This is a genomic window from Novosphingobium sp. LASN5T (assembly GCF_003856955.1).
Taxonomy (GTDB): Bacteria; Pseudomonadota; Alphaproteobacteria; order Sphingomonadales; family Sphingomonadaceae; genus Novosphingobium.
In genome coordinates this window covers 32,850-53,646 of sequence record NZ_RQSI01000025.1, presented here as the reverse complement: position 1 = coordinate 53,646, position 20,797 = coordinate 32,850, and the positions used below count along the sequence as shown (strand labels likewise).

General features: G+C 64.8%; 16 protein-coding genes. 9 read left to right on the top strand and 7 right to left on the bottom strand.

Going from position 1 to position 20,797, the window contains the following annotated elements; all coding sequences use genetic code 11:
- Positions 1 to 11: 11 nt before the first annotated feature.
- Both EH199_RS16050 and EH199_RS16045 read right to left on the bottom strand, forming a co-directional pair.
- Positions 12 to 1,364: a FecR domain-containing protein gene (locus tag EH199_RS16050; protein WP_124810270.1), complete on the bottom strand. Its 1,353-nt coding sequence runs from the start codon at positions 1,362 to 1,364 to the stop codon at positions 12 to 14.
- Entirely contained in the window at positions 1,351 to 2,052 is a 702-nt protein-coding gene (locus EH199_RS16045; RefSeq protein ID WP_223806718.1) for a response regulator transcription factor, read from the bottom strand. Before EH199_RS16045 ends, EH199_RS16050 begins: the two co-directional genes overlap by 14 nt.
- A gap of 507 nt (positions 2,053 to 2,559) precedes the next feature.
- Between EH199_RS16045 and EH199_RS16040 the strand changes: the two genes are divergently transcribed.
- The 4 genes from EH199_RS16040 to EH199_RS16025 all read left to right on the top strand — a co-directional run bounded on the left by EH199_RS16040 (position 2,560) and on the right by EH199_RS16025 (position 8,808).
- The gene (locus EH199_RS16040; RefSeq protein ID WP_124810269.1) at positions 2,560 to 4,926 is read left to right on the top strand and encodes a membrane-bound PQQ-dependent dehydrogenase, glucose/quinate/shikimate family; all 2,367 of its coding nucleotides are present in this window, start codon (positions 2,560 to 2,562) and stop codon (positions 4,924 to 4,926) included.
- Between the two features lie 230 nt (positions 4,927 to 5,156).
- A complete protein-coding gene (gene egtD / locus EH199_RS16035; protein ID WP_223806717.1) occupies positions 5,157 to 6,158 on the top strand; it encodes an L-histidine N(alpha)-methyltransferase in 1,002 nt (333 codons plus the stop codon).
- Positions 6,159 to 6,298: 140 nt separating this feature from the next.
- Positions 6,299 to 7,564: an ergothioneine biosynthesis protein EgtB gene (gene egtB, locus EH199_RS16030; RefSeq protein WP_124810268.1), complete on the top strand. Its 1,266-nt coding sequence runs from the start codon at positions 6,299 to 6,301 to the stop codon at positions 7,562 to 7,564.
- On the top strand, positions 7,561 to 8,808 hold the full coding sequence (locus EH199_RS16025; protein ID WP_223806716.1) for an MFS transporter: 1,248 nt from the start codon (positions 7,561 to 7,563) through the stop codon (positions 8,806 to 8,808). Before egtB ends, EH199_RS16025 begins: the two co-directional genes overlap by 4 nt.
- Here EH199_RS16025 and EH199_RS16020 read toward each other — a convergent pair.
- Complete coding sequence (locus EH199_RS16020) at positions 8,798 to 9,928, bottom strand: pyridoxal phosphate-dependent aminotransferase (RefSeq protein WP_190287297.1); 1,131 nt, start codon at positions 9,926 to 9,928, stop codon at positions 8,798 to 8,800. The genes EH199_RS16025 and EH199_RS16020 overlap by 11 nt on opposite strands.
- Before the next feature lie 425 nt (positions 9,929 to 10,353).
- Between EH199_RS16020 and EH199_RS16015 the strand changes: the two genes are divergently transcribed.
- Entirely contained in the window at positions 10,354 to 10,725 is a 372-nt protein-coding gene (locus tag EH199_RS16015; RefSeq protein WP_124810266.1) for a response regulator, read from the top strand.
- A 135-nt stretch (positions 10,726 to 10,860) separates the two neighbouring features.
- On the opposite strand, the gene EH199_RS16010 is transcribed toward EH199_RS16015, so the two are convergent.
- On the bottom strand, positions 10,861 to 11,148 hold the full coding sequence (locus EH199_RS16010) for a hypothetical protein (protein WP_124810265.1): 288 nt from the start codon (positions 11,146 to 11,148) through the stop codon (positions 10,861 to 10,863).
- 210 nt (positions 11,149 to 11,358) lie between these two features.
- Here EH199_RS16010 and EH199_RS16005 point away from each other — a divergent pair, with 210 nt between their 5' ends.
- A complete protein-coding gene (locus tag EH199_RS16005; protein ID WP_223806715.1) occupies positions 11,359 to 12,396 on the top strand; it encodes a DNA topoisomerase IB in 1,038 nt (345 codons plus the stop codon).
- Positions 12,397 to 12,400: 4 nt separating this feature from the next.
- Here EH199_RS16005 and ligD read toward each other — a convergent pair whose 3' ends face one another.
- Both ligD and EH199_RS15995 read right to left on the bottom strand, forming a co-directional pair.
- Positions 12,401 to 14,941: a DNA ligase D gene (ligD, locus tag EH199_RS16000; protein ID WP_124810264.1), complete on the bottom strand. Its 2,541-nt coding sequence runs from the start codon at positions 14,939 to 14,941 to the stop codon at positions 12,401 to 12,403.
- Between the two features lie 4 nt (positions 14,942 to 14,945).
- Positions 14,946 to 15,818: a Ku protein gene (locus EH199_RS15995; RefSeq protein ID WP_124810263.1), complete on the bottom strand. Its 873-nt coding sequence runs from the start codon at positions 15,816 to 15,818 to the stop codon at positions 14,946 to 14,948.
- Between the two features lie 176 nt (positions 15,819 to 15,994).
- On the opposite strand from EH199_RS15995, the gene EH199_RS15990 reads away from it, so the two are divergent.
- Positions 15,995 to 16,795 (top strand): mechanosensitive ion channel family protein, encoded by an 801-nt coding sequence (locus tag EH199_RS15990; protein ID WP_124810262.1) that lies wholly within the window; start codon positions 15,995 to 15,997, stop codon positions 16,793 to 16,795.
- Positions 16,796 to 16,944: 149 nt separating this feature from the next.
- On the opposite strand, the gene EH199_RS15985 is transcribed toward EH199_RS15990, so the two are convergent.
- The gene (locus tag EH199_RS15985) at positions 16,945 to 17,439 is read right to left on the bottom strand and encodes a nuclear transport factor 2 family protein (RefSeq protein ID WP_124810261.1); all 495 of its coding nucleotides are present in this window, start codon (positions 17,437 to 17,439) and stop codon (positions 16,945 to 16,947) included.
- Between the two features lie 105 nt (positions 17,440 to 17,544).
- On the opposite strand from EH199_RS15985, the gene EH199_RS15980 reads away from it, so the two are divergent.
- Both EH199_RS15980 and EH199_RS15975 read left to right on the top strand, forming a co-directional pair.
- The gene (locus tag EH199_RS15980) at positions 17,545 to 19,260 is read left to right on the top strand and encodes a GMC family oxidoreductase (protein WP_223806714.1); all 1,716 of its coding nucleotides are present in this window, start codon (positions 17,545 to 17,547) and stop codon (positions 19,258 to 19,260) included.
- Between the two features lie 33 nt (positions 19,261 to 19,293).
- Positions 19,294 to 20,772 (top strand): carotenoid oxygenase family protein, encoded by a 1,479-nt coding sequence (locus EH199_RS15975; protein WP_124810260.1) that lies wholly within the window; start codon positions 19,294 to 19,296, stop codon positions 20,770 to 20,772.
- The last annotated feature ends 25 nt before the right edge of the window (positions 20,773 to 20,797 follow it).

The following is a 20,797-nucleotide window of genomic DNA, read 5'->3' as shown; positions in this document are numbered from 1 at the left end:
GCGCGCGGCGCCTATCGGCCCGCGCCCGTGACCGTGAACTTCTGGAAAGGCGTCCAATTTTCAGTGACTTCGCCATCGGCATATTGCTGCACGCCGACGCGCCAGAAATAGACTCCATCGGCCAGACCCGCCACGCCCACCTGCGCGTCCTGCAATCCAGGCTCGTCGATCATCGGCGCCGCCTTGGCGTCACCACGCACCAGCTGGAAGCGATAGAGCCGGCGCGCGTCGCTTGCCCCCTGCCCCAGCCACTTGATCGTGATCCGGTCGCCATCCTGCGCAGCGCTGGCACTCAGCCCGGTCAGCGAGCGGCGCAGGGAATAGACCTGCGGCAAGCCCTCGATCCCGGTGGCCGACAGAGCGGTAAGGCGCACGAACCAACGCCCGTCGGCCAAAGCCGGCAACGTCACCGTGTCGCCGTCGGCGCTGGCCTCGGTGACCAGATCGGCAAAGCTGGAATCGGCCGCAACCTGGACGTGATACCCCTTTGCTCCCGCCTCCTGGCGCGCCTGCAAGGCTACCACGGGATCGACCAGCACCTTGCCCGCGTCCACCAGTTCGGGCGCCGGCAACAGCGCTTCCACCTTCACCGCGCCACCGGGAGAGACCTGCGCGCCGAACCCTTGCGCCAGCATGGTTTCGGCAGCCGAGGGATCGCCCTGCACCGCAACCTTGCCCTCGACCACTTCCGTGGCCGAAGCGCCGGCATCGTCATAAGCGACACGCAGGACGGTGCCGCGAATGGCGGAAACCGCGCGCGGCGTGCGCAGGCGAAAACGGCTGCCGTCCGCTTGCAGTGGGGTAGCTTGCGTCTCGATCTTGCCGCGTTCCACCGCGACATCGAAATCGACGCTTCCCGTGAGCAGGATACGCCGCATCGCGACAAGCCGCACACGCGTGCGGGTAGGCAACGACACTTGCGAGCCGTTGGACAGGGCGAGCCCGATGAAACCATCGACTCCCGTCTCCAGCACGGCACCCGGCATCACGGCGAGACCGGCGGTCGGCCGGATCGGCGCGCCGCCACTTTCCAGCGTCACGGTGCCGCGCGCCGCCAGGATGCGGGCCTGCAACGGCTCTGTTCTCAGCAGGCGCAACGGCACGCGCAGCCGCGATCCCACGGGCAGGCGCAAGGGATCGGCCACGCGGTTGATACGCTGGACCTCGCGATAATCGGCCTGCCGGACAAGGTAGCGCGACGCGATCTGATAGAGATTGTCGCCTGCGCGCACGGTATATTCGATCTGATCCTGCGCCACCGCCACAACCGGCGCGGATGCGGCATGGCCTTGCTGACCCGTCATTGCGGGCAGGACAAGGGCGAGGGCCGCAAACGGGCGAGCGATCCGGTTAGTCTTGCGCATGGTCGGTCTCCAGTCTGTAGCCGTAGCCGAACACCGTTCGCAGCGAAAAGCCGTTTTCCAGCCGTAACGAAAGCTTCGTGCGAATGCGCGAAACGTGCATGTCGAGCGTGCGCGTGGAAAGCTCGGCCACGCTCTTCCAGACCGCTTCCATGATATAGGCGCGCGAAAGCGGCCTGTTCTGGTTCGCGAAAAAGAGCATGGCCAGCGCAAATTCCTTCGCTGTCAACGCAATGTCCTCTCCACCGAACTTCACGACATTACGTTGCGCATCGAACAGATAGGCGCCGAACTGCAACGGGCCCTGCACCGCCGTTCCCCCGACGGCGCTGCGCCGCAACAGGGCGTTCACACGGGCCAGGATCACCACAGGGCTTTCCGGCTTGATGATGAAATCGTCCGCCCCGGTATTGAGCGCCAGCGCGATATCATCCTTGTCCGAGCGGTTGGTCAGCATGATGACCGGCGGGCACGCCGCGATCCGCGACTTGGCCAGTTCCATAAGATGGATGCCGCTCATCCCCGGCATGTTCCAGTCTACTATCAGCAGATCAAAAGTTTCGCGCTGCGCGGCAGCGAGCAGATCCAGACCACTGCGATAGCACGAACACGAGTGCCCTTCCCCACGCAAGGTTTCCGCAACGAAAGCCTGCACTGTTTCATCATCATCAACGATGGCGATATGCATCATGCAAGTCCTTTACCGTCATCGCGCATACCCCACCCCATCGGGCAACACGTCGTTCCCGGGAAGCAGGTGTTACAACCTTTTACACCGATCACGTTTACAGGACGCTTATAACGCGGATGTCTGGATAACCGACTAAGCGCATACGCAACGATCACGGTGTCATTACGTATCTGCTTCTGGACCAACCCTCAACGGGGGCCTTGTCGGGTCGCCTGAAGCCTGGGGTCATACGCAATTGCCGCCATGGCCCCAGGCGGATGGCAAAAGTACGCAGGAAAACAGAACCTTGCCAGGCCAACACGCGCGCCAGTCCCGTCCCATCATCAGAAGCGGTGGCGTGTTCGCACAAGTTGCTCCGTTTCGGACTATTTAAGGGGTCACGCCGAGCCCGATCTCCTCCGCGTGACGCTAACCCACGATGCATTAGGGGAACGACAAGAACGCAATGCCGTTGGCTGTCTAAAGCTGAAGGCCGGGTCGTCCCCTCGGCCAAACGAGGAAAACGGCATGAGAGGCGCTTGGCCAGCCCTTGTACTGGGCGTTGTAATTGCCTTGGCGGGCGTCATTATGACGGGCGGGGGCGCCTACCTCGTCGAGCTCGGCGGATCGATCTACTATTTGCTGGCCGGCCTTGGGCTGCTCGGCACGGCCTGGTTGCTATTTCGCCGGCGCCCGCTTGCGGTTTGGCTGTATGCCGCTCTGTTCCTGCTGAGCATGGTGTGGGGCCTCTCGGAAGCGCAAGGAAACGCCTGGGCGATGATCCCCTGGCTGATCGCGCCCTTCGTGCTGCTGGTCGCCATGCTGCTGGTCATGCCCACGCTGGTGGACAGCCCGCACCGCTGGAAGTGGTCGGGCGGCGGCATCGCGGCGGGGCTGCTCGCCGTTATCGCCTGCTTTGCCTTGCCCGGTTCGGGCTTGTCGTCGCCTGTGCTCGCGTTGCCTCCGCAGAGCTCGCAGGCGCTGGGTGATCCCTCTGGCCTGGCGACTGGGCGCGACTGGCCTACCTATGGCGGAACTTACGCGAACTGGCGCTATTCTCCCCTCACGCAGATCGATCGCGGCAATGTCGGAAGCCTGCACAAAGTCTGGGAGACGCATACCGGCGGCACGCCGCAATCCGCGAAATTCCAGAAGCTCTACGGCACCGAAAACACGCCGATAAAAGTGGGCAACCTGCTCTATACCTGCACCGCCAAGAATGTGGTGGTCGCGCTCGATGCGGCCACCGGGCGCGTAGCTTGGCGTCACGATCCCAAAGTGCCCGACGCATGGATTCCCTATACCACCGCTTGCCGCGGAGTTGTGGTCTATGCGGTTCCCGGCGCAGACAGAGCCGCGCCTTGCGCCATCCGCGTGATCGAGGGCACCCTGGATTCACGCCTGATCGCCCTGGACGCCCTATCGGGCGAGCCATGCCGCGAGTTCAACGGCACGGGGGAACAGGATACCAAGATCGGCATGGGGCCGGTCTATCCGGGCCTCGCCTCCATCAACTCGGCACCAACCGTCGTGCGCGGGGTGATCGTTGTGGGGCATCAGATCCTCGACGGGCAATACAGCCGGGCGCCCTCCGGCGTGGTTCAGGGGTTCGATGCGCGGACGGGCAAGCTCGTGTGGGCCTGGGACATGGCTCACCCCGATTGGAGCGGCTATCCGCCGGCCGGCCAGACCTGGGCGCGGGGAACACCGAACATGTGGACCAGCGCTGCGGGCGACGAACGGCTTGGCCTCGTCTATGTCCCGCTCGGCAATGCGGCGAACGACTACTGGTCAAGTGGCCGCACCCCGCTCGAGAATGCCTATTCGAGCTCGCTCGTGGCGCTCGACGTCGCCACGGGCAAGCCGCGCTGGAGCTTCCAGGCCGTCAAGAAGGACGTGTGGGACTATGACTTCGGCAGTCAGCCATCCCTGATCGACTACAAGGGCATAGCGGCGGTGCTCGTCCCGTCGAAACAGGGGGACTTATACATCCTGGATCGCGCCACCGGCCGGCCTTTGACGCCGATCGGCACGATCGCCGCCCCGCAAGGCGGCGCGGAACCTGCCCAGCGCGCGGCACAGCAGATCGTTTCGCTGTGGAACACGCTGCGCAAGGCGCCGCTTCACGAATCCGACATGTGGGGCATGTCGCCGATCGACCAGATGATCTGCCGCATCCAGTTCCGCGAAGCGGACTACCGCGGTTACTTCACGCCGCCCAGCGTCGATCGGAGCAGTGTGGAATATCCCGGTTACAACGGTGGCAGCGATTGGGGCGGCGTGTCGATTGATCCGCTGCGCGGGGTGATCGTCGCCAACTACAACGACATGCCCAACTATGTACGGCTGATAACCCGGTCGGAAGCGGATCGGCGCGACATCATGCCGCGTTTCGCGGCAAAGGACATTTCCACCAAGTCTCATTCGGTCGATCCGCAATGGGGCGCGCCCTACGCGATCGAGGTGAACGCGGGGTGGCGCATGCCGTTCACCGGGCTGATGTGCAAACGCCCCCCATATGGCGGCATTCGCGCCATCGACATCGCCACCGGCAGGACGCTGTGGGACCGTCCCCTTGGCACGGCGCGCCGCAACGGTCCGTTCGGCGTGCCGACGATGCTGCCGCTCACGATCGGCACGCCGAACAACGGCGGCGCGGTGACGACCGCCAGCGGCCTGGTATTCATCGCCGCCGCCACCGACGACCTGATAAGGGCGATCGATCTGCGGACGGGGAAGACAGTGTGGTCGGCCAGTCTGCCAGCAGGCGGCCAGGCGACACCGATCATCTACCAGCAGGGGGGCCGGGAATACCTCGTCATCTTTGCCGGCGGGCACCATTTCATGGAGACGCCCGCAGGCGACAGCGTGATTGCCTATGCGCTGCCGGGTTGACGTTGCCAGGGGCGTGCGGACGAAGTAGCCGTAAACCCTTCGCAACGCCGCCATGCGGCATGTCGTCTCACCGGATGGTAAAAATCCCGAAACATGCGACCATGGGTTTAGGAGTAGCGCGAGAGCGTGCGCCCCATACCTGAGACCGATGTTCAAAGACCCGTCTTGATGCCACTTTATCGATAATGGCGTCAGCCGCCGATGCCCCGTGAACGATCAAGGAGAACCGCGTGACAGACCTGATCCAGTGCATGGCCAGCACGGCGGAAGACGAGCTGCCCGGTCCCGATTTGCTCTGCCGCGATGCGTTGACCGGGCTGTCGCGCACTCCCAAGACATTGCCCAGCAAGCACTTTTACGACGCGCACGGATCCGATCTGTTCGAGGAAATCTGCCTGCTGGACGAATATTACGTCACGCGCACCGAGGAAGCCCAGTTGCGCAAGATCGCGACCACCCTGTCCCGCGCCATTCCGCCGGGCGCGGCGCTTGTTGAATTCGGCAGTGGCGCCAGCGTGAAGACGCGCCGCATCCTGGACGCAAGCCCTCAACTGTCCGCCTATCTCCCCATCGACATCAGCGAGGCCGCGCTTGCACATGCCGCCGCCCGCATCCGCGCCAGCTACCCCGCGCTGGAGGTAGCGCCCATCCGGGCGGACTTCACCGCCGATATCACGCTGCCCGAAAGGTTCGGGGCAAGGCCGCTGGTCGGCTTCTTTCCCGGATCGACCATCGGCAATTTCACGCCGGACGAAGCGGAAACCTTCCTTGCCAACGTCCGCCGCTTGCTGGGCGCCGGCGCCTGCCTGATGCTGGGCGCGGATTCCACCAACGATCCGGCCGTGCTGGGCCCCGCCTATGATGACAGGAGCGGTGTTACAGCCGCTTTCAACCTGAATCTGCTGACCCGCCTCAACCGCGAATGCGGCGCCGATTTCGACCTTGACCGGTTCGAGCATCGCGCCGTGTGGAATGCGGGCGAGAGCCGCATCGAAATGCATCTCGTCAGCCTTGCCGGGCAAGAGGTGAGAATCGCGGACGCGCGCGTGCAGTTTGCCCCGCACGAGACGATCCACACCGAGAACAGCTACAAGTATCAGCCCGATTTCCTCAGCGCCCTGGCCAGCCGCGCTGGCTGGGCCGTCCGGCAGGTGTGGCAGGAAAGCGATCCCGCGCCCTTATCGCCGGGTCACGCGGGCACGTTCTGCACCTATCTGCTGGATGGGCGTTAGGCCGCCGTGCCCACGCAATGCCGCAAAATCGTGCTAACGAGCCTGAGCGCAGGCAGACAAAGGTCCCTGCCGTCACGCACCGCAAGGCTCCATGCGATGCTGACCAGGCAATCGGACGGTGGGCAGGACGTGGTGTTCGCATGAATGTTTCGCAGGATCCGGTCGCGCTGGCGCGACACTACCGCGCGGTGCGTGCCCTGACCGAACAACTGGCCGCGCCGCTCTCGGATGCCGATGCCACCATTCAGTCCATGCCCGATGCATCGCCCGCCAAATGGCATCTGGCGCATACCACCTGGTTCTTTGAAACCTTCGTCCTGCGCGATCATGTGGCGGGCTATCCCCCCTATCGCGCCGAGTGGCCCTTTCTGTTCAACAGCTACTACGAAGCCGAAGGCCAGCGCATGATGCGCGCGGCACGCGGCATGCTCTCGCGCCCTTCGTTGCCGGAGATACAGGCCTATCGCCATGCGGTTGACGAGGCGTTGCTGGCTGCAATCGGCGATCTGCCGCCCGATGTGCTGGCGCTGGTCGAACTGGGCTGCCACCACGAGCAACAGCATCAGGAACTGCTGCTGACCGACATTCTCCACGCGTTCGCCCAGAACCCGCTGGAATGGGCGATCTGGCCACACGCAGAAACACCCGGCACAGCACCCGCGCCCATCGGCTGGATCCAAAACGCCGGCGGCATCGTGGAGATCGGCCATGATGCCCAGGGCTTCGCGTTTGATTGCGAGGGTCCCCGCCACCAGACCATGCTGGCGCCACACACGCTGGCGGACCGGCGCGTCACCAATGGCGAATGGATCGAATTCATCCGCGATGGCGGCTATCGCGATCCGCGCCTGTGGCTGGCCGATGGCTGGGCATGGGTGCAGGCCCAGGCGATCACCGCGCCGCTCTATTGGCGCGAGAACGATGGCGCCTTTTCCAGCTTTGGCCTGAGCGGACGGCACGCCGTCGACCCGTATGCGCCCGTCTGCCACATCAGCCTGTACGAGGCCGATGCCTTCGCCACCTGGGCCGGCGCCCGGTTGCCCACCGAAGCGGAATGGGAAAGCGCCGCGGCGGTCCACGATCCGTCCGGAGGCAACCAGTTGGACGCAGGCGGCGACATCCGCCCCCGCGCGGGTGGTGCGTCCTTCTTTGGCGACGTGTGGGAATGGACCGGCAGCGCCTATCGGCCCTACCCCGGCTTTCGCATCGCCGACGGCGCGATCGGCGAATACAACGGCAAGTTCATGAGCAGCCAGTTCGTGCTGCGCGGCAGCAGTTGTGCCACGCCGCGCGGCCACGCCCGCGCCACCTATCGCAACTTCTTCTACCCCCACCAGCGCTGGCAATTCATGGGGCTGCGCCTTGCTAAAGACGGGACCAGGGACGGGGGCACGGCTCTGGCATGACGCCCCGTCGCAAGCTGGCCATGCTGGCGGTGGGCGGCTCCACCGTGGTGGAATGGTATGATTTCACGCTGTGCCTCTATTTCGCGCCCACCCTGTCGCGGGTGTTCTTCGGGCCGGGCAAGGATGCTCTGGGCAATACGCTGGCGGGCTTTGCCATCGCCTATCTGATGCGCCCCTTCGGCGCGGTGCTGCTGGGGGTGCTGGGTGATCGCAAGGGCCGCAAGCCCGCGCTGCTGCTCTCAATGGCGGCCATGACACTGGCCATGCTGTGCATCGCCCTGCTGCCCACCTATCGGCAGGCGGGCGCATGGACGGGCTGGGGCCTGATCGTGATGCGCTGCCTGATGGGGTTCAGCGTGGGGGGCGAATATACCTCGGTCGTGACCTACCTTTACGAAACCGCGCCCGCCCATCGGCGCGGACTGATAACCTCGCTGGCCGCGGCGGCCAGCGAGATCGGCGGCTTGCTGGCGGTGGGCCTGTGCGCCGTGCTGACAAGCACGCTGGACGCGGCCAGCCTCGATGGCTGGGGCTGGCGGGTGCCGTTCCTGTTCGGCGCGGTGCTGGCCGGCGCGATCTGGCTGGCGCGGGGGATGATTGCGGAAACGCCGGCCTTTCACCAGCCCACGGCAGGCCAGGCTTCGCCGCTGGCCTATGCCCTGCGCCACGAACGCAACGGGATCGCCACCGGCTTCGCGATTTCCGCGCTGGGCTCGATCTCCTATTATGTCGGCATCACCTATGTCCCGTCCTACATGGCCTCGGTCGGCTGGCACAACGAAGGGTTGGCGCTGGAATATTCCACCCTGGCCGCGCTGGTGGTGATTGCGGTGACCCCGCTGGTGGGCTGGCTGTCGGACGTCGCCGGTCGCCGCTGGGTGCTGCTGTGCCTGTGCGCGGGCTGTGCCCTGCTGCCCATGGCACTGTTCCGGCTTATCGCCAGCGGGTCGGCCACGGCCGCGCTGGGAGCGATCGCGACGCTGGCGGCGCTGGCGGGCGGGGTCAGCGCAGTGGGCACCGTCGCTACCGCAGAGCAATTTTCGGCGCGTGCGCGGCTGAGCGGCCTCGCCCTCGGCGCTACCAGCGCCACCGCCCTGTTCGGCGGGCTAACGCCCTATCTGGCGCACCACCTGCAACAGGCGACCGGCCTGACGGAAGTGCCCGGGATCATGATCGCGGTTGTGGCGCTGGGTTCGGGGCTCGCGCTGATGGTATTGTTGCCCACGCGCAAGGTCACAGGCTGAAGGCATCAACCTCGCGCCGCTGCGGTTCGTCCATGGTGGCATAGTCGCGCAAGGACTGCTCCAGTTCCGCCAGCCCCCGCACGAGGTTGTCCTGCGCCATGCCGAAACCCAGGCGAATGTGGGCGGGCGCTCCCCAATAGTGCCCAGGCGCCACGATCACGCCGCGCGTCGCCAGCAGCCAGGCGGCAAACCCATCGGTGCGCGCCATGCCCTCAAGGCCGGGAAAGGCAAGGCATCCCCAGGGCGAAAGACCGCCTGATACCAGGCCTTCCCCCGCCATCCGGGTCAGCCAGTCCTCCATGATCGGACGGTTGGCATCAAGGATATCCTGCGTGCGCGCCCGAAACCGGCGCCAGTCCCGCAACACCGCAAGGCCGATCGCGTGGGACACCGCCGAAAGCCCGGTATCGTGATGCACGCTGGCATGGCGCAGCCTTTGCGCCACGGGAGCGGAAGCCACGATCCAACCGCAGCGCAGCGCCCCCAGGCCGAAAATCTTCGACAGACCCGACAGGCTGATGACCGCGGGCGATCGCAGCGCGGCGAGGCCTCGATCATCGGCAAACGCGCCATAGATCTCGTCCAGCACCAGCCAGATTCCGGCCGCCTCGCACAACTCGGCCAGCGCCGCCAGATCGCTATCCAGCAATGGCAGCCCGGTGGGATTATGCAGGTGAGACAGCACGATCATCCGCGTTTCCGGGCGCAGGCGCTTGCGCAGATCGGCCAGATCGGGTCGCATTTGCGGGCCGCTGCGCCCGAAGCACTCGGCGTGCAATCCGGCGGCCCGGGCCATATCCTCGAACGGCTGATAGCCCGGCCGCTCGATCAGCACATGGTCATCCCGGCGCGCCAGCGCGGCGAATACAAGCGCGAGCCCCGACGAAACGCCAGAGGTGGCCACTACGCGATCATTGCTGATGCCATAGGCATCTGCCAGATGACTCCGCATCGCCATGCTGCCGCCGCCGAACACCGGCGGGAGGGATGCCTGCCCGGAGCTGCCGAACGTCTTGCGCGCGGCCTCGGCCAGCAACGCATCGGGCGCGCTGACGGAACTGTCATACAACGACAGTCCGCCCCTGCCCGAAACGTGATAGACCCAATCCAGATAGCGCAACGCTTGATCATCCCTCCTGCGAAAGCCTGTCACGCACGCCTGAGGGCGGCTGCAAAAGCGCCGGTCATATGCGCTGACGGCGAACCGCGAGAGATTGGTATGCAAGCGGCGACCGAACGGCAAGCCGCTTGCGAACATGGCTCTGCCGGTTGCTCCAGCGCCCCAAGGGCGTTTTCTCGTCAGCACTCCGGTCACCCGGCTTCACTTCTACTGCGCGCCGATCGGGAGAGTGCCTCAGTCAAACGATGCCGCGGTTCCGGCGGACCAACATAGATCAGTACTTCGTCAATTGACGGAATAGCGGACAAAGCCGATACCCGTTGCCGGGAGCTTTCGCGTGGTGTCGCCCTCCCCCAATCCCCGTTGCATGTCATCGCCTTGTGCATCCGCCGGATTCCCATTCCACGGCGATGTGGAATAAATGCATGTCCACGACCTTATTGAATCGACCGAAAATCCTTGTCGTTGAAGATGAATGCTTGATCGCGGAGGAGCTACGGATCTGTCTGCTTGAAGCGGGGGCGGACGTGATCGGCCCAGTCGGTGTGCTCGAGGATGCCCTGAACCTTGCCGGATCGGAACAGGACATTGCCTGCGCCTTGGTCGACATTGGGCTGGAGGGCGGCATGACGTATGCCGTCGCCGAATATCTCGACGAACACTCCATCCCCTATCTGTTCACAACCGGATATTCCCCGGCGGCAATTCCCGACCGGTTCGGCGGGATAGGGAACTTCCAGAAGCCGATACGAATGTCGGCATTGCTGCGGGGGATTGGCGATCTGATCGATGCGTAAAGGACGAAAGCTCTTCGCGGGCTGGCTAGGCCAAGAAGGCGGTGATCCGTCCTTCGATCCCGATGCCGATCGCCGCAGAGAAGTGACCCGCGCGCGATCGGCAGAACGGCAGATAACCCAGCAAGATTGAAGGCATCAATCGTCGCGGAGGCCGAACCGGTCTTCCTCGTCGTCATGCGCGGGCTCGCCCTCGTAAGCCGTGTAGTCAAGGCGCCCGGAGCGAAGCATTTCGTTCATGCGATCGACCGTGTCAGGCGTATCCTCCGCTACCAGCGGAGCATTTCTGGGCCGCACGCGGGCACGCCCTGCCCCTGTTACCTCGGCTTCCCCGGCGTGGTTGTGAACGACGATCGGGTGGCTTTGCTCATCTTGGTCAGTATGCTGGTCCTGATGCTTTCTGGCGTCTTTCGGTTCGTCCGTCATCGGCGATCTCCAAACTAAAGACGGGTATCGTTCCCAGGATCTGCACCCGGGGAATGTGCCGCTTGTGCAAGCCATCAACAGGGCGGAACGCCCTGCGATCCATCCGGCCAGCCATTGCTAACGCATGTTTGTGTGTTCCTTTTCCGTGGCATCGGCGGAACCGGATGGTGCGTTCTTCGCTTTTCCCGCATGGATAGCAGGGAACCGGTGGTGGCCGGGAGCATCGACGAAGCGGGCCTGGTCTACAGTGCCGATACCGCAGCCGGCATCACGCGCCGTCGCCGGGGCAAGGGTTGGAGCTATCGCGACCCGAAAGGCCAAGCCATCCCGGAAGGTTCAACGCTCCGGCGGGTCCGGGCGCTCGCCATACCGCCGGCGTGGACCGAAGTTTGGATATGTCCTCGGAGCAATGGTCATATCCAGGCAACGGGACGGGACGCCCGCGGTCGCAAGCAGTACATCTATCACCAGGATTTCCGGGCGTGGCGCGATGAGGCGAAGTACGCGCACATGCTGGACTTCGCGCGGCGGCTTCCCAGAATTCGTGGTGCTGTCGACGCGCATATGCGCCTGGCCGGCCTCCCGCGCGAGAAGGTTCTGGCCACCGTGGTCTACCTGCTTGAAAAAACCCTGATCCGGGTCGGCAATGCCGAATATGCGCGCACCAACCGCAGCTTCGGACTGACTACGCTGGGCAGGCGCCATGTGCGGGTCGAAGGCGGGGAACTGCGGTTCCGCTTCCGGGGCAAGAGCGGCAGGCAATGGAACCTGCGCCTTCACGACCGACGCGTCGCGCGCATCGTGCGGCAGTGCCAGGAACTGCCGGGACAGCACCTGTTCGAATACGAGGATGGAGAAGGACACATCCGCGCGGTGTCGTCGGAGGACGTCAATGTTTACCTGCGCGAAATTGCCGGCATCGATGCTACCGCGAAGGATTTTCGCACATGGGCGGGAACGATGATGGCCGCCCGCATCCTGGCGCTGGCCGAACCGTGCGAAAGCACGGCGGCGGCCACTCGTGCCGTCCGCGATGCCGTGACGGCGGTGGCGTCGGCGCTTGGGAACACGCCGGCTGTTTGCCGGAAATGCTATATTCACCCGGCGGTAATCGATGCCTGGATGGACCAGAGCCTCACGCCGTTGCGCGGCGCAAGGCACCAAGACGTTTCAACGCGACGGGAGCCGCAGATCAAACCGGCGCTCAGCACGCTGGAGCGATCCGTCCTGCGCCTGCTTCGCCGTTGACGGTTCAGACTTTGGGCAGATCCTGTCTGGCCTTGCCCCAATCGCGCAGCTTCTTCCCCGTGGCGCGTTTCGCCAGTTCCTGTTCGTCGGCGATGGTGAACATCTGCGCCGATGGCGCCTCTTCCAGTTCCCGCCAGCTGACCGGCGTGGCCACCGGTGCGCCGGGGCGGGCACGGACCACATAAGGCAGGACCGAGGTCGATCCGCGCTGGTTGCGCAGCCAGTCGATGAAGATGCGCCCTTTCCGCTTCGCCTTGCTCATGGTCGCGGTATAGCGGTCGGGAGCATTCTCGCTCAGGGCATGGGCGAAGCGGCTGGCGAAGTCCTTTACCTCCGGCCATTCCGCCACCGGTCGCAGGGGCACGACCACATGCACGCCCTTGCCGCCGGACAGCATGGCGAAGCTGGTCAGCCCGATGTCGGCAAGATTTTCCCGCAGGTCGATTGCGGCGCGGCGCACGTCGGCGAAATCGAGGCCTTCATCCGGATCGAGATCGAACACCATGCGGTCGGGGCGTTCGAGATCGTCGATGGTGGAGCCCCAGCCGTGGAATTCGATCGTTCCCATCTGCACGCAGGCTTCGATGCCTTCCAGGTCCTCGACATAGAGATAGTCGGACTCGCCGCCGTCTTTCTCGCGGATGGGGACATGCTGCACGGCGGAACTGAAGCCGCCCTTGTCGTGCTTCTGGAAGAAGCAGTGGCCCGATGTGCCCTGTGGGCAGCGTACCAGGCTGACCGGCCGCCGCGCGAGCCAGCGCAGCATCGCCGCGCCCATCGTGGCGTAGTAATCCGCCAGCGCGCCCTTGGTCACGTTGGCTTCGGGAAAGATCACCCTGTCGCGGTGGCTGATCTCGAATTGCGGTTGCCCGGTCTCCGTGCTTGGCATGTTCGTCTCCGGCCTCACCTCGCGGGCGGGCTTGTCCTGTCGCAGACCGAGAAAGCGCGCGTGCCGCACCCGGCCGCCGGCGGTGCGTTCAGCGAAGGCCACTTCGGCGACGAGCGAAGGCGTAACCCATTCCGCGTCCCGCGCTTCAGCACGCGGCACCTCGGCCGCCGGCCGCTTCGCTTGTAACCGCGCCAGCGCGTCCATCAGGCTGTCGGTATTCCCCGCATTGAAGCCGGTTCCGACCTTGCCGGCATATACCAGGCGGTCCTCCGCATCGTGCTGTGCCAGCAGCAGGTTGCGGACCCCGCGCCCCGCCGCCGTGCTGCGCGTCCAGCCGATCACGACGAATTCCTGCCGGTTCACGCATTTGACCTTGAGCCAGTTGTGCGTCCGCCCGGCCCGATAGGGCGCGTCGGCGCGCTTGGAGAGGATACCTTCCTGCTCCATGTTGCAGATGGTGCCGAACAGCGTGGCCCCCGCCCCGGTCAGGTGATCGGCGACATGGACGTGCCCGGCATCGATGGCATCGTGCAACAACGCCGCAAGCCGGTCCTTGCGCGCGATGTTGGGGATGTCGGTCAGATCCTCGCCATCCGCTTCGAGCAAGTCGAAGGCGAACAGGTCGAGCGCGCCGCGATCATCCGCGTCCAGCCGTTGTTGGAGCAGCGAGAAGTCGGGATTTCCGTCGCTGTCGAGCGCGACGATCTCGCCATCGATCAGCGCGGGCGGCAGGTTCAATCCAGCCAGCTCGCTGGCGATGCCGCCGAACCGGTGCGTCCAGTCCAATCCGCTGCGCGAATGGATTTTGACGTCCGGTCCCGCCACCGCGATCAGGCAGCGATACCCATCGTACTTGATCTCGTGCATCCAGCCCGCGCCCTTGGGCACCGCATCGACGGCGGTGGCGAGCTGCAGGGCGCGGAAAGCGGGCAGTTTGCCGGCACTGCCTTTTTTCCGGACGCTTTTTGCCCGTTCGCGCGGAGCCGGTCTGGCGATGCGCTCCGCTTTCCGCATCGCCACGTCGAAGGCCGCGCCTTTTTTCCCCTTCAGCGAGACCGGAGTCGCGCCATCGGCGATCGCGGCCATGGTGCGGCCGCTGTGGATGCTGGTGAGTTCCTGCCCGGTCAGATCTTCTGCGCCGCCGGCATAGGCATCCTCGACCTTGCGCAACAGCCAGTTCTCGCGCTTGTCCTTGCCGCGCGGCTTCAGCCGGATGAGGATCCATTCGCCCCTCATCCGCGCGCCGTGAAGGACAAAATGGAGGTGGCCTTCCTTCAATCCCTTGGCGGCCGATTTGCCTTCAACCGGCTCCCATGTGCCTTCGTCCCACAGCATCACGGTGCCGCCGCCGTATTCGCCCTGGGGAATGACGCCTTCGAAGCCGGCGTACGAGAGGGGGTGATCCTCCGTCCGCACCGCCAGCCGCTTGTCCGCGGGATCGGCGCTGGGGCCGCGCGTGACGGCCCAGCTTTTCAGCACGCCGTCCATCTCCAGCCGGAAATCGAAATGCAGCCGCGATGCCGCATGCTTCTGCACAACGAAGCGATGGCCGGACGTCTTGCCGCTTGCCCTTCGGGCAGCTTTCCCCTCGGGTTCCCGCGTCCGCGAAAAGTCGCGCCGGCTGTTGTAAGCTTCGAGCGGATCGGGCTTCGGCATCGGGTCAGGCCCGTTTGCGCGGGCGCGGGGTGGGGCGGTCCTTCCGCGTCCGTTTCCGCGCCGGTTTCGGCGGCGCATCGTCCTTGCCTGCTTTCCCTACCGATTTCTTGAGCGCGGCCATCAAGTCGAGCACGTTGCCGCCACGGCGCGCGGGCTTGTCTTCGCTGGCCTCCTCGATGATCCGTCCGCCCTGGGCCTTCTTCTTTTCGATCAGGCGCAGCAGCGCGTCTTCGTAGCGGTCGTGAAAGCGGTCCGCATCGAAGGGAGCGGTCTTCCGGTCGATCAGGGTTTCGGCAAGGTCGAGCAGTTCGGGATCGGGCTTGCCGTCAGGGACATCGCGGAAATAGCCCTGCGCCCGGCTCACTTCGTCGGCATAGCGCAGCGTTTCAAGCATCATGCCGCGTCCGCAGGGCTTCAATGCCACCAGGTATTCCCGCCCGCGCATGGCGAGCTGCCCGATGCCCACGCGCCGCGTGCGCCGCAGCGCCTCGCGCATCACCACGAATGCCTCCCCGGCCAATTCATCCGCCGGCACGACGTAATAGGGCCGCTCGAAATACAGAGCGTCGACCTCATCCGCGCGCACGAACTGAATCAGGTCCAGCGTCTTCTTGCTCTCGAGTTTCACGCCCTCGATTTCCTCGGGCTCCAGCAGGACGTAATCGCCCTTGTCGATCTCGTACCCCTTCACGATGTCGTCGGCGTCGACCGGGCCAAGACCGGGCACGACCTTTTCATAGCGGATGCGCTTGCCCGTAGGCTCGTGAATCTGGTGAAACGCGATCTGCGCGCCGCTTTCGGTCGCGGGATAGATGTCGACCGGGATCGAAACGAGCGCCAGCCTGATCTGGCCCTGCCAGTATGGTCTTGCAGGCATGTTCTGGCCTTCCGTTGCCGTCGCCAAACAATGCCCCAGCAATGCTCAGGTTCCGGCCGACCGCGGCCTCTTGCCAAATGCGCGCCGATCCTAACCTGTGACAGGAAAGCGGAAATCCCCCTTGGCGGACGCATTGTTTCCAGTTCCGTCATCCAGCAACCGCGAAAGAGGGAACCATGCCCGCCCGGTCCGTACTCGTCAGCCCCTACAGACTGGTCGAAAACACGCTTGCCGGCATCTGGAACTCGTTTTTCAGCATCCTGCCCAACATCGTCGGCGGGCTGGTCTTCCTGCTGGTGTGCTGGGGCATTACCCGGTTGATCCGCCGCTGGATCTGTTCGTTGACCGCGCGCCGCAACCGTTCCGATCTCGGCGGCCTGCTATCGTCGATCGCGACCATTTCGATGATGACGCTTGCTGTGCTCGTCGCGATGGCGATCGTGTTTCCCAGCGTCTCCCCCTCGGGCATCCTGTCCACGCTGGGCATCGGCTCGGTCGCCATCGGTTTCGCGTTCCGCGATATTCTCCAGAACCTGTTCGCCGGCATCCTGACCGTTATCAACCAGCCCTTTGCGCGGGGCGACATCATCGCCGTGGCCGGGGCGGAAGGCGAGGTCGAACGGGTGGAGGCGCGGGCCACGATCATTCGCACGGCCGACGGCCGCCTCGTCGCCATGCCCAATGCCACGATCTATACCTCGCCGTTGACGATCGATCCGGTCGACGGGCCCCGCCGCGATCAGATTTCCGTCACCGCGCCAGGCGGCGAGGATCTGGGCACGCTTATCGCCACGCTTCGGCAACGGCTGAAAGGCCTGACGGGGGTGCTTGACCAGCCCGCCCCCCAGGTGATTTGCGAGGGCGTGGCGGGACCGGACGTGCAACTCGTGATCCGGTGGTGGACCGCTACCAAGGGAGAGCGGCGCCAGGATACGCATTCCGCGGTGGTCAATGCCGTTATCGGGATCGTAAAGTGACGCGATACCGCCCGTTACCAGGAAGCCGGCAGAGCCCAGCCGTCATGCAACACCGCTCCGCTGAGACGGAGCCGGTTGCGGGCTATCCCGCGGTCTTGCTTCGGCTCAACAGCATCACATGAACCGGTGCGTGAAGCCGGCATCCCGGCTCACCGCTTTATAATCAGCGAAGCGGGACGCTTGCGTGGCGTCCACTGCCCACGGCCCGGGAAATTCTTGAGGATTTCGCCGTCCCACAACCGGGCCACGCGGCGGTGCAAACGCCAGCGGCCGTCTTCGCCCTTCATCGCGTGATCCTCGTAATAGCCCACAAAGCGCAGGTCGAACGGCGTATCGCCGGCGCACTCGGTCACGAACGCGAACGATCGCATTTTCACCGTGCCGTCTTCCTGCGGCATGTACTGCACCTGCGACACATGGTGCTGGCGGCCGGGAAAGCCTTCGGCGTTGCGGTAGTGCTCGGCGATTCCGCGAATGCCGTCATGGCCTTCCCAGATGTCGGGCTCCTCGAAAACCTCTTCGACCATGCGGGCGTCGGGCGTGAAGCAGGCCACCAGGCCTTCGACATCCCCTGTATCCAGAGCCCACGCATAGGCAGCCAGCAGGTCCTCCAGTGCGAAGCGATCCTCAACCGAAAGAGCCATCGTATTCCTCTCCATTCTGTTGACACAACAGTAACGATCGTTATTTTTAAATGCAAGAGGTAGCCTGAAATCGCAAAGGAGTTCCAAGGTGCGAAGCCGCACGGGATGCACGGCATCGTCGGCGAAAGCAGCCGTATGTGGCGTGAAAAAGTTGCTCCGCGCTACGCCTCTATTCGAGAAATTCCAGCAAACCGATACAGAAAGACGCAGCGCGTGAGCGAAACCGATATAATCGTGATTGGCGGCGGATCGGCCGGCGCGGCAATGACCGGCCGCCTTGCCTCGGCCGGATTGAATGTAACGCTCGTTGAAGCGGGTGTGTCCGATCAACATTTCCGCTCCCGTATCCCGGCCCTGACCAGCTCGATTGTCCAGAACCCCGCGTTCGACTGGTGCTACCAGGTCGAACCCGACGAATCCCTGGGCGGCCGCGCGGACATCTGGCCGGCAGGCAAGCTGCTGGGCGGCGGCAGCGCATTGAACGGGATGATGTTCATCCGCGGACACCGGTGGGACTACGATAACTGGCGCGCGCTTGGCGCCGCCGGCTGGGACTACGAGTCCGTCCTGCCCTACTTCCGGCGCATGGAGGACAACGAGCGCGGCGCGGATGCCTGGCGCGGGACGGGCGGCCCCATCGCGGTCTCCGAAGGGCGCGCGCGCTATCCCATTACCGATGCATGGATCGCCGCCGCCGAGCAGACAGGCATCGAAAGGCGCGACCTGAACGGCGAAAAGGCCGAAGGCGTCGACTACGTGCAAGTGTCGCAGCGGGACGGAACGCGCTGTTCGTCGGCGCGCGGTTATCTTCATGAGTTCAAGGGATCGACCCCGCCGCGGACATTACTGGGCGCGCAGGTTCTTCGCGTCCTGATCGAACATGGGCGCGCCGTGGGTATTGCCTATCTTCAGGACGGCGAGGAAAAGAAGCTGCTCGCCCGGCACGGCGTTGTCCTGAGTGCCGGCGCCATGAACACGCCGCGGCTGCTGATGTTGTCCGGCGTCGGCCCGGCCGGCCATCTTGCCGAAGTCGGCGTGCCGCTGGTGTGCAACCGCGAGGGCGTGGGCCGCAACCTGCAAGATCACGTGGGCACGCACATCGTCAACGCGGTGAGCGCGCATACCTTGAACGACGATGCGCGAGGACTGCGTGGCGCGCTGTCCGTGTTCCGCTACGCGCTATCGCGGCAGGGTGCGCTCAGCACGTCCATCGGCCACGCCCAGGCGTTCGTGAAGAGCCGCCCTGGCCTGCCGGCCCCCAATCTCCAGTTGTCCTTCGCCGCCTTCGCGTTCGACTTCGACGACCAAGGCAGGCTCATGCTGCGGAAAAACGCATCGGTCTCGACGCTGGTCGGGCTGATGCGCCCCAGCTATCGCGGACGGATCACGCTGAAGTCCGCCGATCCCATGGCGCCGCCGGTGATCCATCACCAGCAGCTTTCGACCGAGGACGATGTCGACCAGATCGTCGAAGGCATTGCCATGGCCAGGAACATCCTGGCGCAAACGCCGATCGCGCCGTTCATCACCGAAGAGCTGCGCCCAGGCCCCGCCCTCACCGGCAAGGAAGAGTTGCGGAGCTACGTCCGGGCGGCGGCCATCCCGATGTTCCACCCGGTGGGCACCGCCAAGATCGGCGCCGCCACGGATCCGATGGCGGTGGTGGACCCGGACCTGCAAGTCATCGGCGTAAGCGGGCTGTGGGTCGCGGACGCGTCGATCTTTCCGTCCCTGCCCGCTGGCAACACCAACGCCACCGCGATCATGGTGGGCGACAAGGGCGCCGACCATGTCCTCAAAACCCTGCGGCGCAACACCTGAAACAGCATTCCCCTGCATGAGAGGATCAAGCCCATGGCGAGTTTCCCCGAGACAATTCACTTCACTGGCCTGAACACCCCGGTCCGCCTGGAATGGTCGGCGCACGATCTGGACGTGATCGGCGAGATCCCGCGGGAAATCGACGGCGCCTTTTTCCGGGCCGTGCCCGACCCGGCCTACCCGCCCAAGTTCGAGGACGAGATCGTCCTTTCGGGCGATGGCATGGTCTCCAAATTCGCCATCCGCGACGGCAAGGTGAATTTCGCGATCCGCTACGTCGAAACCGCGCGCTACAAGGCCGAGAAGGCCGCGGGGCGCGCCTTGTTTGGCAAATATCGCAACCCGTTTACCGACGACGCGGAAGTCCAGGGGGTCGAGGGCACGGTGTCGAACACCACGCCCGTCTGGCATGCCGGCCGCCTGTTCATGACCAAGGAGGACGGCCTTGCCTACGAGATCGATCCCGAAACGCTCGCAACGGTCGGGCGCTGGGACTATCACGGCGCGCTGAAATCCAAGACCTTCACCGCGCATCCCCGCGTCGATGCCGAAACGGGGGAGATGTTCTTCTTCGGCTACGAGGCCGGCGGCCTGTGCACGGCGGACGTGGCCTATTGCATCGCCGACAAGGAAGGCAACCTGGTGTCCGAGCAGTGGTTCCAGCAACCCTATTGTTCGACGATCCATGACTTCACGATCACCGAGAAATACGCCGTCTTCCCGATCTTTCCGACCACGACGGACCTCGACCGCGTCAAGGCCGGCGGCCCGCACTGGGCACACCAGCAGGACCTGGAAAGCTGGGTCGGCATCATGCCGCGCTATGGCAAAGTCGAGGAAATGCGCTGGTTCAAGGGGCCGAAGGGCGTTTCCGCGTTCCATTTCGTAAATGCCTACGATGACGGCGACAAGGTCCACCTCGACATCTGCCTGTCCGACACCAACGCGTTCGCCTTCATGCGCGAGGCCGGCGGCGTTCACCGCGCACAGAACGAGCTGGGTGGCGGGTTGACCCGCTGGACCTTCGATCTCGCCAGCGAGGACGAAGGCTTCGAATCGCGCCTTATCGGCCCGCCGGGCGACATGCCGCGGCTGCGCGATGCCGATCAGGGCCGCGCCTATCGCGCGGCATGGTATCTGACCATCAATCCACAAGGCGGCCCACCGCTCCCCGGCGGTCCGGTCGGCGCCGCGTTCAACGCGATGCTGCGCGTGGAACCCGGCAACGGCCGGCTGGACATGATGCCGCTGGAGTTCGGCATGGCCATCAGCGAGCCGGTGCATGTCCCCTCGTCACAGGGCGATCACGAAGGCTGGCTGCTGGCGGTGGTTGATCGCCAGGTCGAACCCAATCGCTTCACATCCGAGCTTTGGATTGTGGACGCGGGCAACATCGCAGCCGGACCGGTCGCCCGGGTAACGGTTCCTGTTCCCTTGCGCGCGCAGGTCCACGGCGCCTGGGTTTCGAGCGAGCGGCTCGCTGAGGCACAGGCCCACGCGCAGGCAGCCTGAAGCGAAAGGGGAAGCGCGGTTGCGT